Annotated in this window: 13 protein-coding genes, 1 tRNA gene and 5 pseudogenes; 13 read left to right on the top strand and 6 right to left on the bottom strand. The window is 70.4% G+C overall.

Annotated elements, in window-relative coordinates; translation table 11 throughout:
• Positions 1-7: 7 nt before the first annotated feature.
• The 5 genes and pseudogenes from MTP03_RS12995 to MTP03_RS12975 form a co-directional block, all read left to right on the top strand.
• On the top strand, positions 8-898 hold the full coding sequence (locus tag MTP03_RS12995) for an acyl-CoA thioesterase II (RefSeq protein WP_248488654.1): 891 nt from the start codon (positions 8-10) through the stop codon (positions 896-898).
• Complete coding sequence (locus tag MTP03_RS12990) at positions 895-1461, top strand: hypothetical protein (protein ID WP_248488653.1); 567 nt, start codon at positions 895-897, stop codon at positions 1459-1461. Before MTP03_RS12995 ends, MTP03_RS12990 begins: the two co-directional genes overlap by 4 nt.
• 86 nt (positions 1462-1547) lie before the next feature.
• Positions 1548-3551, top strand: a complete 2004-nt coding sequence (locus tag MTP03_RS12985; RefSeq protein ID WP_248488652.1) for an ATP-binding cassette domain-containing protein — start codon at positions 1548-1550, stop codon at positions 3549-3551.
• The gene (locus MTP03_RS12980) at positions 3503-4198 is read left to right on the top strand and encodes an energy-coupling factor transporter transmembrane component T (RefSeq protein ID WP_248488651.1); all 696 of its coding nucleotides are present in this window, start codon (positions 3503-3505) and stop codon (positions 4196-4198) included. The genes MTP03_RS12985 and MTP03_RS12980 overlap by 49 nt, the downstream gene beginning before the upstream one ends.
• A 174-nt stretch (positions 4199-4372) precedes the next feature.
• Positions 4373-4759: pseudogene (locus MTP03_RS12975) on the top strand (rhomboid family intramembrane serine protease); the annotation flags it as partial.
• 223 nt (positions 4760-4982) lie between these two features.
• Here the strand turns inward: MTP03_RS12975 and MTP03_RS12970 are convergent.
• Positions 4983-5951 (bottom strand): cytochrome c oxidase assembly protein, encoded by a 969-nt coding sequence (locus tag MTP03_RS12970; RefSeq protein ID WP_248488650.1) that lies wholly within the window; start codon positions 5949-5951, stop codon positions 4983-4985.
• A 136-nt stretch (positions 5952-6087) separates the two neighbouring features.
• Here MTP03_RS12970 and MTP03_RS12965 point away from each other — a divergent pair, with 136 nt between their 5' ends.
• Positions 6088-6396, top strand: a complete 309-nt coding sequence (locus tag MTP03_RS12965; protein WP_248488649.1) for a hypothetical protein — start codon at positions 6088-6090, stop codon at positions 6394-6396.
• Positions 6397-6400: 4 nt separating this feature from the next.
• Here the strand turns inward: MTP03_RS12965 and MTP03_RS12960 are convergent, their stop codons facing one another.
• A complete protein-coding gene (locus MTP03_RS12960; RefSeq protein ID WP_248488648.1) occupies positions 6401-7024 on the bottom strand; it encodes an ANTAR domain-containing response regulator in 624 nt (207 codons plus the stop codon).
• Positions 7025-7084: 60 nt separating this feature from the next.
• On the opposite strand from MTP03_RS12960, the gene MTP03_RS12955 reads away from it, so the two are divergent.
• The 4 genes and pseudogenes from MTP03_RS12955 (at position 7085) to MTP03_RS22810 (ending at position 9860) form a co-directional block, all read left to right on the top strand.
• Complete coding sequence (locus tag MTP03_RS12955) at positions 7085-8200, top strand: alpha/beta hydrolase (RefSeq protein ID WP_248488647.1); 1116 nt, start codon at positions 7085-7087, stop codon at positions 8198-8200.
• A 37-nt stretch (positions 8201-8237) separates the two neighbouring features.
• Positions 8238-8313: transfer RNA gene (locus MTP03_RS12950), tRNA-Leu, on the top strand.
• A gap of 123 nt (positions 8314-8436) precedes the next feature.
• A pseudogene (locus MTP03_RS22815) lies at positions 8437-9126 on the top strand (cytochrome P450); the annotation flags it as partial.
• Between the two features lie 80 nt (positions 9127-9206).
• Positions 9207-9860 (top strand): cytochrome P450, encoded by a 654-nt coding sequence (locus MTP03_RS22810; RefSeq protein WP_256465146.1) that lies wholly within the window; start codon positions 9207-9209, stop codon positions 9858-9860.
• Here the strand turns inward: MTP03_RS22810 and MTP03_RS12940 are convergent.
• Positions 9857-11089, bottom strand: coding sequence for an HNH endonuclease signature motif containing protein (locus tag MTP03_RS12940; protein ID WP_248488646.1), 1233 nt, complete (start codon positions 11087-11089; stop codon positions 9857-9859). The two genes, MTP03_RS22810 and MTP03_RS12940, sit on opposite strands and share 4 nt — an antisense overlap.
• 155 nt (positions 11090-11244) lie before the next feature.
• Between MTP03_RS12940 and MTP03_RS12935 the strand changes: the two genes are divergently transcribed.
• Entirely contained in the window at positions 11245-11841 is a 597-nt protein-coding gene (locus MTP03_RS12935) for a hypothetical protein (protein ID WP_248488645.1), read from the top strand.
• An 83-nt stretch (positions 11842-11924) separates the two neighbouring features.
• On the opposite strand, the gene MTP03_RS12930 is transcribed toward MTP03_RS12935, so the two are convergent.
• The 3 genes and pseudogenes from MTP03_RS12930 to MTP03_RS12920 form a co-directional block, all read right to left on the bottom strand.
• On the bottom strand, positions 11925-13232 hold the full coding sequence (locus tag MTP03_RS12930; protein WP_305852759.1) for a KasA/KasB family beta-ketoacyl-ACP synthase: 1308 nt from the start codon (positions 13230-13232) through the stop codon (positions 11925-11927).
• A 41-nt stretch (positions 13233-13273) separates the two neighbouring features.
• Positions 13274-14424, bottom strand: a pseudogene (locus MTP03_RS12925) (hypothetical protein).
• Positions 14425-14427: 3 nt separating this feature from the next.
• Complete coding sequence (locus MTP03_RS12920; RefSeq protein WP_248488644.1) at positions 14428-15351, bottom strand: metal-dependent hydrolase; 924 nt, start codon at positions 15349-15351, stop codon at positions 14428-14430.
• Positions 15352-15416: 65 nt separating this feature from the next.
• On the opposite strand from MTP03_RS12920, the pseudogene MTP03_RS12915 reads away from it, so the two are divergent.
• A pseudogene (locus tag MTP03_RS12915) lies at positions 15417-16026 on the top strand (TetR/AcrR family transcriptional regulator).
• A gap of 51 nt (positions 16027-16077) precedes the next feature.
• A pseudogene (gene eat, locus MTP03_RS12910) lies at positions 16078-17518 on the top strand (ethanolamine permease).
• Positions 17519-17535: the final 17 nt, after the last annotated feature.

Below are 17535 nucleotides of genomic sequence, written 5' to 3'. Positions count from 1 at the left end.
CGTCGTCATGACGGAGACTGAAACCGATTTCGACGGGTTCCTGGCGACCTTGGACCTCGCGGAGGCGGGTGACGACCGGTTCCTCGGCCGGCATCCCGCGAAGGTCGCCGCCCGCACCTTCGGCGGCCAGATCCTCTCGCAGGCGATCGTCGCCTCGGGCAACACCGTTGCCGGGGCGCGGGATTCGCTGTTCCTGCACGCGGCGCACACGCACTTCATCAATGGCGGCGAGGTGACGGCCGACCTGGAGTTCAGCGTGCGCCGGCTGCGCGACACCCGCAACGTCGCGAACCGCCTGGTCTCGGTCGAGCAGGGCGGCACCGTGCTGGCGCTCATGCAGCTGGCGTACCAGACCGACGGGCGCAACCCCCTGGTCCACCACGACGCGCCGCCGCAGGTGCCCGGGCCAGAGGGCCTGCCGAACATCCAGGACACCCTCAAGGGCTACGAGGACGTCGTCACCATGTTCGTCGAGGCGCCGCAGCCGATGGACATGCGGTTCACCAACGATCCGGCGTGGATCGCCAAGGGCAAGGGCGTGATCCAGGAGGACAACAACGTCTGGATCCGCACCGCCGGTCCGCTGCCGGACGATCAGGTGCTGCACGACGCCGCGCTCGCGTACGCCTCCGACACGACCATCCTCGATTCGATCATCACCCGGCACGGCCTGTCCTGGGGGTACGACCGGATCATGGCCGTCACGCTGAACCAGTCGTTGTGGTTCCACCGCCGGGTGAAGTTCGACGAGTACAACCTCTACGCGTCGCATTCCACCGTCGCGGACGGCGGCCGCGGTATGTCGAACGGGCAGTTCTTCGATTCCGAGGGCATGCTGGTGGCAAGCACCACCCAGGAGGGTGTGCTCAAGTACTTCCCGTCGAAGGGGGCCAAGTGACCAGCCAGGAGTTGCAGGAGCGGCCGGAGTCCTCGCCGGTGCCGTCCGTCCCCGAGGGCACCCCGGGCCGGGATCCCCGCGCCGAGCTGCCCGCCCCGTTGCCGCCCGGCGCCCAGCAGCCGTGGCGTCGGCACGGTCCGGGCAATCGCACGTGGGTCGTCGTGGTCACCGCGGTCGCAGCGGTCCTGATGGCGGTCGTCGGCATCGTGGCGGTGACCTTCGGGTTCGCGACCACCGCGTTCGTCAAGCACGGCGCTGTCGTCCTCATGCCCGCGCAGTACACGGCCACCACCACCACGTGCAGCGGGACCGGCGGCGCGGCCGACGTGCGCGAGGGCGCGCGGATCACGTTCCGCGGCCAGGGCGGCACGTTCGATGCCACGCTCGACAAGGGCGTCCTCCGGTCGGGCCGGTGCGTGCTCGGATTCGAGGTGTCGACGCTCGACGCGAACCCGAACCAGAACTACGCCGTCTCGGTGGCCGGAATCGAGGGCACACCGGTCGCGGGCGACGAGCTCGCGAGCTCGTCGGGCACCGTCGTCGTCAACCTGATCGCACGCTGACCGCGGCGCGCCCGCGCGCCCGGCTGGGCGCGCGGCAGATCACCGAGGCCGCGGCCCTGGCGGACGTCGCGGCCGCGCTGGTGCTCGTGTCCCAGGTGTCGCCGTACGCGGCGGGGATCGCGTTCGCGGCGTGCCTGCCGTTCGGGGTCATCGGCCTGCGGCACACGTTCCGCACGTGCGCTCTCGCACTTCTGGTGGGCGTGGTGATGGCGTTCCTGCTCGGTGGGACGGCGCCGGTCGTGCTCACGATCGAGTCGGGCCTGGTGGGCATGCTGCTCGGGGCCTCGGTCCGGCGCGGATGGTCCACCGCGCGGCTGGTCCGCAACGCGCTTCCCCTGCTCGCGATCCCGTCGTCGGCGCTCGCGGTCCTGCTGCTCGTGGTGTTCCCCGGGGCCCGGGAGGTCATCTTCTCGGTCACGGGCGGGGCGGTGACCGGCCTCGCCCGGATCCTCGACGCGGTCCACCTGGGCGTCCTCGGGCGCCCGATGGTGGCGGCGTGGGAGTGGGGGCTGCGCTGGTGGCCGCTGACGGTGCCGCTGGTACTGATCGTCGCCGTGCTGGCCGTCGTGTGGCTGGCCCGGTTCATGTTCGGCGCGCTGCTGTTCCGCGCCGACCGGGTACTGCCGCGGGACACGGGGCACCTGTCGGCGATCGAGCCCGCCGACGGTCCTGCTGGGCCGGTCCCCGTGCGCCTGCGGGACGTGACGGTGCGGTACGGCGACCGGCTCGCCCTCGCCGTTCCCGGGCTCACCGTCGAGCCGGGGGAGTTCGTCGCGGTCACCGGCCGCAACGGTGCCGGCAAGTCCACGCTGACCCGCGTGCTGGCGGGCGCGGCGCCCACGTCGGGCACCGTCGAGCGGCCGGGTGGCCCCGGGCTCGGCGCGCCCGGGGGCACGGCGGTCGTGTTCCAGCGCCCCGAGTCACAGGTCCTGGGGGTGCGCGTAGGGGACGACGTGCGGTTCGGCCGCGCGCTCGCGTCCGGTGCCGACGTCGCCGGCGTGCTCCGGCGGGTCGGGCTCGGCGGCCTCGAGGAGCGCGAGACGGCGACCCTGTCTGGCGGGCAGTTGCAGCGTCTGGCCGTGGCGGCCGCGCTCGCGCGCGATCCCGCGCTGCTGATCAGCGACGAGTCCACAGCGATGCTCGACCGGGAGGGCCGCGGCGCCGTCCTCGACGTGATGCGGGACGTCTCCGCCTCGGGGACCTCCGTCGTGCACGTCACGCACCACGACGCGGAGGCCGCCGCGGCCGGGCGCGAGGTGCGACTGGGTGCGGCACGGGGCACCGTCGACGTGCTCGGCGCGCGCGGCGCACCCGCCGACGGTGCGCGGGGCACCGTCGAGCTGCGGGGCGTGAGCCTGATCCGCGATCCGGGCACTCCGTGGGACCGGCCGGTGCTGCGGGACGTCGACCTCACCGTTCCGGGCGGCACCGCGCTCGCCGTCACCGGCGACAACGGCTCCGGCAAGTCCACGCTCGCGTGGGTGATCGCGGGGCTGCTGCGGCCGACGTCGGGCACCGTCACCGTCGACGGTGCGCCGGTGGTCAACGGCCGCGGTCGCGTGGTGATCGGCGTGCAGAACGCGCGGCTGCAGGTGCTGCGGGACACCGTGCGCGAGGACGTGGCCGACGCATCCGGCGCCGACGCAGACGGCGTGCGGGCGGCGCTGCGGACCGTGGGCCTGGACCCGGGCGAATTCCTGAACCGGCGCGCCGACGAGCTCTCGGGCGGGGAGCAGCGCCGCGTGGTGCTCGCGGGGCTGCTCGCGTCGAAGCCACAGGTCCTGGTGCTGGACGAGCCGCTCGCGGGCCTCGACGACGAGGCGACCGTCCGGATGACGGCTGCGCTGTCCGCGGCGAAGGAGGCCGGCACCACCCTGGTGATCGTGACGCACGACCTGGCGCCCCTCGAGTCGGTGACCGACGCGGTGTACGACGTCACCGCCTCGGCCGACCCCGTTCTGCCCGGCCGGCGGCGCCGGGGCGGCCCGCCTTCGCGGACGTCGTGGGCCGGCCGTTGCCGGGCGGGAGTCCGGCCCGGCGCGTGTGGGTCGGCACGAAGCTCGCGGTCCTGGTGGCCATGGGCGTGGTGATGGGGGTGCGGACGGACTGGTGGAACATCGGCGCGTCGGCGCTGGTGCTGCTGGGCTGGTTCCTCCTGGCCCGGGCGCCGTGGCGGGCATGGCCGCGGATGCCGCGCCTGTTCGTGGTCTTCATCGTGCTCAGCCTGGTCGTGGTGGCGCTGGGCGCGGGGGAGACCACGGGGCATCTCTTCGGCGTCGAAGTCAATCTGTCCGGCGTGGACGTGTTCTTCCGCGGCCTGGCGGCCCTGCTGGTGTCGCTGTACGCGGCCCTCGTGTTCTGCTGGACCACGCCGCTCGGCGACGTCCCCGGCTTCCTGCAGCGATGCCTGGACCGGGTCGGCGGCGGGCGGTTCGTGGCGGCCGCGTCGTCGCTCGCGCTGGCCATCCGGCTGGGGCCGCTCGCACTCGCCGAGGTCCGCGCCATGTGGGGGCTGTCCCGGCAGCGCCGGCCGCTGCGGCGCAACGGCCGGCCGCGCGGCGTGAGCATCGAGACCCTGCTCGAGCTGCTGCTCCTGGCGACGGTCCAGTCGTGCCGCCGGGCGGGCGAACTCGCCGATGCCATCGCCTCGCGCGGTGGCCTGGGCGCCGTCGCGCAGCCCGACCGCGGGCCGTCCGGCTCGACGGTGCCGTCGTGCTCGGGGCGGTCGTGCTGCTGACGGCCGGGGTCGTGCTCGGCGGCGTGTTCCCCGGCATGGTGGACTAGGCCCGTGACCGCCATCGGATCGACGACGCGCCGCGACTGGCAGCCCGTGCTCACCTACTCCCTGATCGCGGTGAACGTGATCGCGTTCGCGTTCAGCGCGAAGGCCTCGGGGAGCATCGAGCACAACATGTACTCGGACGAGGTGGCGCGGCTCGCGCTGTCGGAGTACGCCACCGCGCACGGCTGGTGGTGGACCGCGGTGACCTCGGGGTTCCTGCACTTCGGACCGATCCACCTGCTGGTGAACATGTTCACGCTGTACGTGTTCGGACGCAACGTCGAGCGGGTGCTCGGGCGGGCGCGGTTCGGGGCGGTCTACGCCCTGTCGTTGCTCGGCGGCAGCGCGGCCGTGCTCTGGTTCGGGCTGGAGAACTCGATCACGGTGGGCGCCTCCGGCGCGATCTTCGGGCTGATGGGTGCCGAACTGGTGCTGAGCATGAAGCTCAAGATCAATCCGACGTACCTGCTGGTGCTGATCGGCGTGAACGTGGTCGCGTCGTTCACGATCCCGGGGATCTCGCTGTTCGGGCACCTCGGCGGCCTGGTCGCGGGCGCGCTGGTGACCGCCGGCATCGTCTACGCCCCCGAACTGCTGCCCGGGACCGGCGTACCCGCCGACAGGTCGAGTCCGTCGGGTGGGCGTGCGTCGGCGTCGTCGCCGCGGTCCTGGTCGCGGCGATCGGGCTGCGGTTCGGGACGGTCCCCGACGCGGTGCTGTACACGCCCCGGAGCTGAGCTCAGTGCCCGCGGTTCATCTCCCGTAGCCGCGCGTTGTACGCGGCCAGGGCGGCCTCGTCGTCGTCCACGTCACCGTCGGCGTCGTCGCCGATCAGGGTGCTTCGCCGTGCGGAGTCGAGCCAGGCGCCCATGTTGCCGCCGCGCTTGCCGGTGGCCTCCGCGGTGATCCACTGGAACGCGACCACCAGCAGCAGCACCATCATCAGGCCGTCGCCGCCGAACCACATGATCGCGCCGGCCGCCGACTGGTCCTCGAGGCCCGTGGGACCCCATCCCGCGCGCGACGCCGCGTAGCCGGGGGCGAGCTCGGTGCTGGTCATCATGAGCGTGACGCCCACCAGCGTGTCCGGCCCCATCGCCAGCAGGAACGAGGCGAACCGCAGCGGATGCGAGAGCTTCGTCGGTCCGCACAGCTCGTTGCCCACGAGCGGCAGCATGAAGATCCAGCCCACCACGAAGTAGCCCGTGTACTCGAGGCTCTTGAGCCATGGGTGTTCGATCGCGAGGTCCTGGAATCCGGTGAGGTGGGTGCTGATCAGGGCGAACGCGTACAGCGGCAACCCGACGACGGGGCTGGTGATCAGCCGGACGGCCCGGTTGCCGAGGACGGCCCGGACGCGCCGGTCACCGTCGGGCCCCGTGGCCGTGGCCAACAGCCGGATGGGCTGGGCCAGTACGAGGAACAGCGGCACCACGGTGATCAGGATCAGGTGGACCACCATGTGCGCCCAGAACAGGTGCTTGGACAGCTCGCCCATCACGCTGTTGACGGAGAACACCAGCAGCGCCATCGCGAGGAACCACGAGACGGTGTGCGATATCGGCCATCGGACGCCGGCGCGGCGGGCGCGGACCACGCCGTACACGTACAACGCGGTGGACAGGACCATCAGGGTGGTCACGACGGGGGTGAATACCCAGGTCTGGAGTATGTCGGGCGGATCGGCCGCCACCGAGGAGGGATGCATCGATGCCCGTTGTACCACCCCTGGCAAACTAATCCAACCGCCGTGTAACAAACCGCGGAGAGCGTTCGATGTACGGACGAACGCCCAGTCAACCTCGCCCGGGTACCCGCCCCGGGCTAGAACTCACGGAGTAGAGATGCCGAAGGTCCCCGAGCCCACGCCTCAAGAGGTCCGCGATTTCCTCAGCCCGATCTCGCACTGGTCGCACCTGAAGGCGAACGCGGAGGAGCAGTACCGCAAGACGATCCTGGCCGCGTACGCCGCGCGCATCCCGATCGTCCACATCGCCCGCTACACGGGCACGTCGCCGCAGGCCGTGAAGAAGGTCATCGACCGTCAGAACGACAAGGCCGTCGGCGACGCCCCCGCGTTCCCCAACACCCCGCGCACGGGGTACTACCGGGGACAGCAGCTGCCGGCCTCGCGCCCCATCCGCGCGGTGTGACGCGCTAGGGCGCTCCCGACTCCGACGTACCGGAGGGAGCGCCCAGCGTGTCGATCACCAGGTGCGCCACGGTGCGCATATCGGTGCGGCGGTCCATCGCCGTGCGCTGGATCCAGCGGAACGCCTCGGGTTCCGACACGTCGTGCGCCTGCATGAGGATGCTCTTCGCCCGGTCCACCAGCTTGCGGGTCTCGAGCTGGCCGGCCAGCGTGGTCACCTCGCGTTCGAGCGCCGCGAGCTCGGCGAAGCGGCTGATGGCGATCTCGATCGCGGGAACGAGATCGGCCTTGGTGAACGGTTTCACCAGGTACGCCATCGCGCCGGCCTCGCGAGCCTTCTCGACGAACTCGCGCTGGCCGAAGGCGGTGAGCATGACCACGGGGGCGATCCGCTCGCGGGCGATGTCCTGCGCCGCTTCGAGGCCGTTGAGCACCGGCATCTTGACGTCCATGATCACCAGGTCCGGCCGGAGTTCCCGGGCCTTCTCCAGGGCGACCTGGCCGTTCTCGGCTTCCCCCACCACGTCGTAGCCCTCCTCGCGGAGCATCTCCGTGAGGTCCAGGCGGATGATCGCCTCGTCTTCGGCGACGAGCACGCGGTGCGGGGTGGCGGGGTCGGTGTCCTTCATCAGGATTCAAGGTTACCGGGCGGCCGGATCAGCCCTTCGCCTGCGCGGTAACCTTTCCTCATGAACGTATTGAGCATGGCTCAATTGCGGGAGCGCGCCGGGAACCTGTGGGCGCTCACGCTGGGCGACGGCATCCGTCCCGTCGAGCGCACCGACCACGTCGTCGTCGCCGAGGGACTGCACCGCACGCTGCGGCGCTTCTCCTCCGACGGTGCGCGGTCCGCAGCGGCCGTGCCCGGGGCGGCGCCGGTGCTGCTGGTGCCGCCGATCGCCGCGCCGGCCGCCTGCTACGACCTCTCGCCGGAGTACTCGGTGGTGCGGCACCTCGCCGAGCAGGGGCGGGTTCCGTACGTCCTCGACTTCGGTGAGATGTCCTACTCCGACCGCGGACTCGGGTTCGAGGACTTCGCCCTCGACATCATCCCGCAGGCCATCGCGCGGGCTCTGGACGACTTCTGGGGCGGAGAGGTGCCCGACGGTGCTGGCATCGACCTGTTCGGCTGGAGCCTGGGCGGCGTGCTGTCGTTCCTCACGGCCGGCGCTTCGCCGCAGCCGATCCGGTCGATCGTGTCGGTCGCGACGTCGGTCGACTACGCGAACCAGCCGCCGTATCCGGTGGCGCGGGCGCTGACCAAGCCCGTGGGCGGGTTCGGTCCCGCCGCGCTGATCGGCCTGATGGGCGGCGTGCCGGCGCCGCTCGTGCAGGTGGTGTACCGCGCGACGTCGTGGGATCGCGAGCTGAAGAAGCCCAAGTTCGTGCTTGAGAACCTCGGCAACACCGAGAAGCTGGCGCGTATGGAAGTCATCGACCGGTTCCAGCGCACGTTCCCCGGCTATCCCGCACGGCTCGCCGGGCAGCTGTGGGAGCGCCTCGCGTACCGCGGCGAGTTCGGTGCGGGCGAGGTGCACCTGGGGAAGCACGTGGTGGACCTCCGGTCGATCGACGTGCCCATCCAGCTGTTCGGCTCGCACCGCGACGCGCTGTGCTCCTGGGAGACGGCGCGTCACGGCCTCGAGCTGTTCAGCGGGTCGCCGCGGGTCGAGTTCGCCACCGTCGAATCCAGTCACCTGGGCCTGCTCGCCGGCCCCGACGCCGTGCGCGAGACCTGGCCCGTGATCGACGCCTTCCTCGCTTCCGTGGACGCCGATTCCGCAGTGTCCGGTCCGGCCCGGTAAGCTTGCTCGGCCGGCCGTCTCCGACGGTCCGCCGGACGCCCCCGTAGCCCAATTGGCAGAGGCAACGGATTCAAAACCCGTCCAGTGTGAGTTCGAGTCTCACCGGGGCACCACAACAGGACTCGTGCCCGTCGCATCGCGGTGTCGGTCACGGACCGATGCGATCGCACCGGGTAGTGTGCGAGACGATTCTTCCGTGAAGTAACTGCGGTCGTACGCCCGAGTCGGAGGTGTTCATGCGCGGTCACTGGTCGGGGCAGCGGATTCCGCGGATCCCGGGCGGAACGCGGCTCGCTGGGGATCTGGGGGTGCTCACCTCCCGGCCGGCCGCACGCGACGCGCTGAACTGGGTCCGCGAGACCCGGCCCGACATGGTGCAACTGCGGCTCGGAACCCGCCGAGTCACGCTGGTGCCCAGCGCGCGGATCGCCGCGGAGCTCTGCGATCCCAAGCGATTCACCAAGGCGCTCGCGCCCGGGATGCACGAGCTGCGGCAGTACGCCGGCGACGGCCTGTTCACCGCATACTCCGACGAACCGAATTGGCAGCTCGCGCACGACATCCTGATGCCCGCGTTCAGCCGGCGCGCGATGGAGGACTACCACGGCATCATGGTCGACGCCGTCGACCAGCTGTGCACCCGCTGGGATCGGGCGTCCGGTCCGGTCGACGTCACCCATGACGCGGCGAAGCTCACCCTCGAGACCATCGGCCGCGCGGCGTTCAGCTACGACTTCGGCTCCTTCGAGACCGACGACCGGCATCCGATGGTCGCTGCGCTGTTGCGGGCGCTCTACACCTCGGGCCAGAAGACGAAGCTCGGGTCAGTGCCCGGCGGTCGCCTCCTCGGCCCCTGGTACGACCTGCGCAACCGCGAGCACCAGAAGTACGCCGACGACCTGCTCGACGAGCTCATCGACAACCGCGAGGCCGTCCGGTCCGCCGAGGGCAACGGCGACATCCTCGACCTGATGCTGAGCACGCGGCATCCGATCACGGGGAGTCGTTGTCGCAGCGCAACATCCGCTATCAGATCCTCACCTTCCTCGTCGCCGGCTACGAGACCACCGCCAGTGCGATCGCGTTCGCGCTCTACTACCTGGCGCAACACCCCGATGTGCTCGACCGGGTGCGCGTCGAGGTCGATGAGGTCGTCGGTGACGAGGTGCCCACCTTCGAGCAGGTCCCGCGCCTGCGCTACCTGCGCCGCGTGCTGGACGAGACGCTCCGCCTGTGGCCCGCCGCGCCCACCATGGCGCGGACGGCGCTGCACGACACGGTTATTCGGGATACGACGGTGCCCGGCGGTTACGCCATGCACCCCGGCGACGTGGCGGTCGTGGTGCTGCCGCTCGTGCACCGGGACCCCGAGGCGTGGGGCGCCGACGCCGACGCCTTCGACCCCGATCGGTGGCTGCCCGAACGCAGCCGCGGGCGGATGCCGCACGTGTACAAGCCGTTCGGCACAGGGGAGCGCGCATGCATCGGTCGCCAGTTCGCGTTGCACGAGTCGACACTCGCGCTCGCCCGCATCGCCCAGCGCTTCGATCTCACGCCGGAGCCCGGTTACGAACTCGACATCACCACCCGCATGTCGTTGGCTCCCCGCCGTTTCCGCCTCGGCATCTCGGGCCGCTCGGTCATGTCGGCCGTGCGTTAAGCCGCGTGCCCCGGCGCGGTCGACCGGTACACGTGGCCGGACGGCGTCTGCGTCTCGACCGTGTGCCGGCCGGATGGATCCTCCACGGAACGGCTGCGCCAGCCGGCCCCTTCCTTCGCGTAATTGCAAGCGGCGCACAGACCCTGGCCGTTCTCGTAATCCGTGCCGCCGCCGGAGGCATGCCGGTGCACGTGATCGGTGTGGATGATCGGGGCGTCGCAGTACGGCGTGCGGCAGTACTGGTCGCGCGCTGCGATGAGCTCGGCCAGCCCCTCGGGGAACCGTCGGGCGCGGGAGTCGAGCCCCACGACGGCGCCGGACTCGGGCCGCACGTACAACCGCTTGACCCAGGCCCGACCCTTCGCGGTCGCGACTCCGACGATCTTGCGGGCGATCTCCGCCGGGAGCGCGCCGCCACCCGCCAGGTGCGCCACGCCGGGGCGATCGCACAGCAGCACCGTTGCCGGCACCGTCAGGTTGACCGTCACGTCCTGCCCGTCGGCCACTGCGCGCCCCGTGAGCCGCTCGTACGCGAGATCGGCCATGATCTGGGTGAGCGTCCGGGTCTCGCCCGCGACGCCCTTGATCGCCACGGCCGCCTTCCGGAGTGCCGAGTACACCCCGACGCCCTGCGCCATCGGCAGAAGGAGCGAGATCCGGGTCATGAGGTCGGGCACGGGGCGGATGGTGACGCGCCGGTCCTTCGGCGCGCTCGCAAGATGCTCGACGGTGCCCTCCCGGTCCAGTTCGTACGCGACCTGCTGCACCTTGTCGTGCAGGCGCCCGAGCCCGAGTCCGGCGAGGATGTGTGGGTCGCCGCAGAGGATCTCGTCCGCCCGACAGCGCAGATCGGGATCGAGGTGGGCGACGCCCTGCACGATGACGGGCACCGCGTCCGGAGACAGGTCCCCGTCGCGCAGCAACGCGAGCGTATGCGGCAGGTTCGTCCGCAACTCGCGCGCACGGGCGAGGACCCCGCGGGCACGGTTCGAAGAGATGCGCAGTGCCAGCGCGATCTCGCCCGCGATGCCCACCTCCCACCGGTCCTGCGGCAGGCCGGCCGCGATGCGTTCGGTGACCCGCTCCGCGAGAAGCTGCGCGGCCAGGTCGTACTGCTCGAACTCGAGGCGGCACTGCTCGCGTCGAATCGAACTAATCCGATCGGCGATCGACCATGCGTCGACCTCCGTAGGTGGAGTATCTGCAGGTAATAGTACTGGCTGGCTCATGACTTGAGCGTACCCGGCTCCACTGACAAGTTTTCGGTGCTGAACCGAATTTAGAACGTATGAGTGTATTCGGTTTCGCGCGCGAACGCCGTGCAGGCGCTAATATCGGACGCTGTTGCCCGGCGTACGGAGCGTCGGGAAAAGAGGGGGATCCGATGTCCGCGAACTGCCCGAGTTGTCGGCAGCTCGATATGGCGCAGTCGGTGCCCGCCGTCGTGCACGGCGGGACGTCGACCGGCACCACGTACTCGTCCGTCAGCGGCACCGCGTTCACCGGAAGTGGAGTGGTGCCGGTGTGGGGTGGTGGGGTGTCGACGGTGAGGAGTCAGTCCGCGCTCGCTGCGGAGTTGGATCGCGCGCCGGCGCGGCCCCGAACCGGTACCGGCCTGGGGATCACCGGGGTCGTGCTCGTCGTGATCGCTGCGCTGTTCTGCATCCCTGCCGTGCTCACGGTCTCGTCCGTGCCGCCCGACGCGATCTTCGCGGCGTACGTGGTCGGCGCGTTCGCGATGCCCGCGCTGCTCGCGGGAACCCGTGCCGCCCTGTTCTACGCGGTGTACCGGTCCCAGAAGCGGCTCGGGCGGTATCGGGAAGCGGAGCTGGTGGCGTACCCGATCTGGGAGGCGGGATGGTACTGCCACAGATGCCACGCCTGCTGGTGGCCGAGGCAGGTGGCGGGGCACGTTCCACCGGGCGTCGCGGTGCCGCCGCCGGTGTTCAGTAGTTACGTGTGGGCCCACTGGAGGGGCTGACGAGGGCCAGGGGTCGCGCACCGTCGGAAACACGAAACCGGCGGCCGGGCAACGAAGCCCGACCGCCGGTCCGAAGTGAATGCTCAGTACTTGCCGAAGGCGAGCGCTACGTCGTGGCCGCCGAAGCCGAACGAGTTGTTCAGCGCGTACTTGAAATCGCCCTTGCGCGCCTCGCCGTGCACCACGTCGAGCTCGATCTCCGGATCCTGGTTCTCCAGGTTCAGGGTGGGCGGGATGATGCCGTCGCGCAGCGACAGCACCGTCAGCGCGGCCTCGAGGGCGCCGACGGCGCCGATCGAGTGGCCCAGCGCGCCCTTGGGGGCGTAGATCGCGGCGTCGGTGCCGACCACGGCGTTGATGGCCTTGGCCTCCGCGAGGTCGCCGATCGGGGTCGCGGTGGCGTGGGCGTTGATGTAGTCGATGTCCTCACGCTTGAGACCGGCGGTCTCCATGGCGCGCTTCATGGCGCGTGCGGCGCCGCCGCCCTCCACATCAGGAGACACCATGTGGTAGCCGTCGGAGGTGATGCCGGCGCCGAGCAGGCGCGCGAGCGGCTTGGCGCCGCGGGCGAGGGCGTGCTCCTCGGTCTCGATGATCATCAGCGTCTGGGCCTCGCCGAAGACGAAGCCGTCGCGGTCCTTGTCGAACGGCCGCGAGGCGTGTTCGGGGTCGTCGTTGCGGGTCGAGAGGGCGCGCATCATCGAGAACGGGGCGATGACGGGGCTGTCGATCCGGCCTTCGATGCCGCCGCAGACCGCGATGTCGGCATCGCCGAGCACGATCTGGCGCCACGCGTGCGCGATGGCCTCGTTGCCGGTCGAGCAGGCGGAGACGGGGGCGATCGCGCCGGCGCGGGCGCCGATCTCGAGCGCGGCTACGGCGCAGGCGCCGTTCGGCATCGCCATCTGGACAGTGAACGGCGAGACCTTGCGCACGCCGTGGTCGCGCAGCGCGTCGACGGCCTCGACCATCGACTCGCCGCCGCCGAGCCCGGTGCCGACGACCGCCGCGAGACGGTTGTGATCGATGTCGGGCCGGCCCGCGTTGTCCCACAGTCGCTTGGTCATCACGTGCGCGGCCTGCTCGACGTACGACATGCGGCGCTTGGACACGTGCTGCTTGCTGATGTCGCCGGCGTACTTGCGGTCGGGGCGCTCGGGGACCTCGGACGTGGGGTCCTCAAGGAGCTGCCCGCCGAACCGGACGGGCAGGTCGGGGATCTGCACGCCGATGAAGTCGCCCTTGAGCTCGCGGATGCCGGTCTTGCCGGCCAGGAGGCCGCTCCACGTCGATTCGGTGTCGGTACCGATCGAGGTGGTCATCTCGATCGCGGTCACGACGACGTTGGGGAACTGTCCCCCGAGCGTGCTGAAACTCCGGATGTCTGCCATGCCTTCCATGAAACAGGATGACGGCGCCGCTTCGGCTGTTCTCAGGTGAGAACTTCACCTCCGTGTCTTGTGGGATCGTCACGAACCGTTCGGTTCACGTCCCCGGCGTGCCTGGTCCGCACCAGGCTCGCGCACACCGACCCGAGTGCGATCGCGAAGCACAGCAGCGTGAACGGCAGGTTCCCCACGGGGTCGCCGCTGCTCGTCACGCCGCCGGTCGCGGAGAGGAAGTCGGGGAGCGCCGTCGCCCACAGCGCGGCGAACACCACCAGGTAAAGCAGTGCGTACGCCTGGACCAACCGGTTGCGGTACGGGCTTTCCGACGGTGCGCTCGCCAGGCACCGTCCGACCGCGTACAGGGCGACCACCGCGATCGCGGCCAGCTCCAGGGCGTAGACGGCGCCGCGCACCGTGTCGCCGGCCAGGCCGAGGACGGTCGCCGGCAGGGGGAGGACGAACGTGCCGACCGACGCCGCGAGCCCGATCACGACGGTGCGCCACACCACCTGGAGGCCGGTGCCCCGCACGCCGGCGTCGGCGTGCCGTCCCACGAGGAACTGCGCGCACAGCGCCAGCGACATCGGCCAGAGTGCCGCGAACACCACGACCGACCCCATCGGCACCGCGGCGAAGAACGGCAGGTTGATCGGATTCTCCGGAGCCCACTCCCACCAGCGAAGCTGGGGCCCCAGATGGTCGAAGATCTCGTAGAACGCGCCGTGCACCACGCCCACGGTGCACGCGCCGACGAACGTCCCGAACCGCCGGAACACGCCGATCATCCGCACTATCTCGAACGCCATCGTGGCCATCATCGGGTAGATCGCCACGATGTACAGCGGCAGCCTGCCCCAGAGGAACTCGACCGTGAACAGGTTGTGCGCGAACATCGTGTCCACGTAGCCGTCGATGCCGAAGGCGCCGGGGAAGTAGAGCGGCGGCTCGATCACGAAAAGATAGGCCGTCGCGCCGAACCAGACCGCGAGGTTGGTCGCGTCCCCGGCCCGGCGCCACCGTCGGACCGCGTTGGCGAGCATGAGGACCGAACCGGCGATGATCGTCAGCTCCAGGACCGGCAGGGTCCAGTTCTCCAGCGCGAGCGGGCTCCGAATCCGACGAGGCCGCCGGTGTCGTCGCAGGTGAAGCCCATCCGGCGCGCGAGCGCGTCGAAGGTCGTCGTGCACAGGTCCATCGGTCAGGCCCCGATCGCCGCGTCCGAGGCGTACCACCGGGTGCAGTCGACGCCGCTGTCGTAGCGGCGCAGCCACTCGCCCGCGAGCGCGGGCAGGTTCTCGTGCGCCGGGTCGTGCAGCGGCATCTGGCTGCGGATGATGCCCTTCATGGCGACGGCCTGCTCGGCCTTGGGGAGCACGTCGAAGGCGCGCGGCATGGCGCCCTTCGTCAGGTGCGGCGCCACCGCCACCAGCACCTTCTGCTTGAGCCGGTACCGGCCGAACATCGACAGCGAGTCCACCTTCCGGTCCTTCAGCGGCACGTGCTGGTTGAAGCCGGCGCACGCGATCCGGATCACCTTGAGCACATGCGCGAAGACCGACGGTGCCATCCGCATCCGGTACACCTCGCTCCCCACGATCGCGTTGTAGATGATGAGCGCGGAGCTGCGGTGTTCGACCTCCTCGACGAAGTGCCACAGGAACATCGATGCCACCCGGTCGTCGCCAGGGCGGAAGAGTGCCTCCTCGTTATCGAGCATGAGCTTGAACACCGGCGTGAACGTGGCCTCGAGGTCGGCCGTGTAGGCCAGCCGGTAGTCGGTGGAGGTGGCCTCGGTGAGGAGGTCGAACTCGCCGATCACCGCGTCGAGGGTGTTCTCCAGGCCCGGGTACTGGGCGATCAGCGCTCCCACGTGCCGACGGTGCGCGGTCGAGTGGTGTCCCTCCTGCTGCATGAACGCCGTCGCCTCCGCGGCCACCTCCGGATCGGGGAACTCCTTGCGCAGCTGCAGGATCAGCTTGACGATCATCTTCTCGAAGCCGACGGCGAGGAACGAGACGGCGTTCATCATCGACGAGAAGGCGGGGTTCTCGGGGTTCCACAGGAACGGCACGGGTGCCTCGTCGAAGTGGAAGTCCATCTTGCGGGGGTGCAGGTCCGTCATGGCTTGACCATACACATAGAACATGTTCTGTATGGTGATAACGCGCGAAGCTGTAGCCTGGGGCGATGGCACGCAGGGGATGGGGCGGCACGCCGCCCGCCGGCGACGAGGAGGCGTCCGCGCGCATCGTCGCCGCGGCGGTCGAGCTCATCGGCGAGCGCGGCACCACGTCGATCGCGGAGGTGGCCGACGCGCTCGGCGTGATCCGCCAGACCGTCTACCGCTACTTCCCGACGGTGGACGCGCTGCTGCAGGCCGCGGCCGTGCAGTCGGTGGGTGCATTCCTCGACCGGCTGGCGGATCACCTGCGGGGCGTCCACGATCCGGCGGAGGCGGTGGTCGAGGGCATCGTCTTCACCCTGGAGCAGGTGCCGCGCGCGCCGCACCTGCGCCTGATGCTGGCGGGGGAGCACTCGCACACCGAGGCCATCGCGTCCCGGCAGGCCATGGCGTTCGGCATGACCATGATCCGCCGGTTCGACGTGGAGTGGCCCGCCCACGGCTACGACGAGGTCCGGCTGCGCGAGCTCGTCGAGTTCCAACTGCGCATCATGCAGTCCTTCTTCATCTCCCGGGGACCCGCCGCGCGATGCGGGTGATCTCCGCGCGTATCTGCAGCGATGGGTCGCACCGGCGGTCACGCGTCCGGCGCTGCAACCCCGCTGCAACCGTTGACTCGTAGTGTTCTGGATCACACCGATGCACCTGTCGGTGGGGAAGGCACACATGACGACAGAGCGCCCGGCGCAGCAGCTCCACCACGACGGGGTGGACGCCACCATCGAATCCGACGACTACCTCGCCAAACGCACCCTCCGATCGGGTTCCGCCGGCTGGGTGCTGCTGGCCGGCCTGGGCGTGAGCTACGTGATCTCCGGCGACTACGCCGGGTGGAACAACGGCCTCGCGCAGGGCGGCTGGGGCGGCCTCGCGATCGCCGGCGTGATCATCGCCGGGATGTACCTCGCGATGGTGCTCGGCATGGCAGAGATGTCGTCGGCACTGCCCGCAGCGGGCGGCGGCTACACGTTCGCCCGCCGCGCGCTCGGCCCCTGGGGCGGCTACGCCACCGGCATCGCGATCCTCATCGAGTACTCGATCGCGCCCGCGGCGATCGCCACGTTCATCGGCGCGTACGTCGACTCGCTCAACTTGTTCGGGATCACCGACGGCTGGTGGGTGTACCTGTTCGTCTACGCGCTGTTCATCGGCATCCACCTCACCGGTGCGGGCGAGGCGCTCAAGGCGATGTTCGTCATCACCGCGATCGCGCTCGTGGGCCTCGTGATCTTCGCGGTCGCCGCGATCGGGAAGTTCGACGTGCACAACCTCACCGACATCCCCGTGACCGACGCGGTCGGGGCCTCCAGCTGGCTGCCCTACGGGTACCTCGGGATCTGGGCCGCGGTGCCGTTCGCGATCTGGTTCTTCCTCGCCGTCGAGGGCGTGCCGCTGGCCGCCGAGGAGGCGCGCGAGCCCGAGAAGAACGTGCCGCGCGGCATCATCGTCGCGATGGCGATGCTCGTCGTGACCGGTGCGACGGTGTTCCTCCTCGCCCCCGGCGCCGTCGGCGCGAACGCCATGGCATCGTCGGGCAATCCTGGTGGAGGCCCTCGGCGACGGGACCGCCTCGAAGGTCGTCAACTACATCGGCCTCGCCGGGCTGGTCGCGAGCTTCTTCTCCATCATGTACGCGTACTCCCGCCAGACCTTCGCGCTCTCGCGCGCCGGCTACCTGCCGAAGAGCCTGTCGGTCACCAACGCTCGCAAGGCGCCGGTCCTCGCCCTCGTGGTCCCCGGCGTGATCGGGTTCGCGCTCTCGCTCACCGGCAAGGGCGCGACGCTGCTCAACATGGCGGTCTTCGGCGCCGCTGTCAGCTACGTGCTGATGATGGTCAGCCACATCGTGCTGCGGCGTCGCGAGCCCGACATGCCGCGCCCGTACCGCACCCCGGGCGGCATCGTCACCACCGCGTTCGCCCTGGTCGTCGCCTGCGTCGCCGTGATCGCCACCTTCCTCGTCGACCCGCTGGCCGCAGGGCTCACGCTCGCCGCCTTCGGCGCGTTCCTCGCGTACTTCGGCGTCTACAGTCGACACCACCTGGTGGCCAACTCCCCGGACGAGGAGTTCGCCGCCCTCGCCGACGCCGAACGGGAGCTGCAGTGATCCGTACCCAATCCGTC

Source organism: Tsukamurella sp. PLM1 (assembly GCF_023168325.1).
GTDB lineage: Bacteria > Actinomycetota > Actinomycetes > Mycobacteriales > Mycobacteriaceae > Tsukamurella.
Note: the sequence above shows the minus strand (reverse complement) of the source record. Positions and strands in the feature narration are given on the sequence as shown.

What these genes read in the sequence shown, in the direction of transcription:
- MTP03_RS12930 (WP_305852759.1), bottom strand. Translation starts at nt 13,232, where the DNA reads ATGGCAGACATCCGGAGTTTCAGCACGCTCGGGGGACAGTTCCCCAAC.
- MTP03_RS12995 (WP_248488654.1), top strand. Translation starts at nt 8, where the DNA reads ATGACGGAGACTGAAACCGATTTCGACGGGTTCCTGGCGACCTTGGAC.
- MTP03_RS12970 (WP_248488650.1), bottom strand. Translation starts at nt 5,951, where the DNA reads ATGCATCCCTCCTCGGTGGCGGCCGATCCGCCCGACATACTCCAGACC.
- MTP03_RS12955 (WP_248488647.1), top strand. Translation starts at nt 7,085, where the DNA reads ATGAACGTATTGAGCATGGCTCAATTGCGGGAGCGCGCCGGGAACCTG.
- MTP03_RS12935 (WP_248488645.1), top strand. Translation starts at nt 11,245, where the DNA reads ATGTCCGCGAACTGCCCGAGTTGTCGGCAGCTCGATATGGCGCAGTCG.
- MTP03_RS12920 (WP_248488644.1), bottom strand. Translation starts at nt 15,351, where the DNA reads ATGACGGACCTGCACCCCCGCAAGATGGACTTCCACTTCGACGAGGCA.
- MTP03_RS12960 (WP_248488648.1), bottom strand. Translation starts at nt 7,024, where the DNA reads ATGAAGGACACCGACCCCGCCACCCCGCACCGCGTGCTCGTCGCCGAA.
- MTP03_RS12965 (WP_248488649.1), top strand. Translation starts at nt 6,088, where the DNA reads ATGCCGAAGGTCCCCGAGCCCACGCCTCAAGAGGTCCGCGATTTCCTC.
- MTP03_RS12940 (WP_248488646.1), bottom strand. Translation starts at nt 11,089, where the DNA reads ATGAGCCAGCCAGTACTATTACCTGCAGATACTCCACCTACGGAGGTC.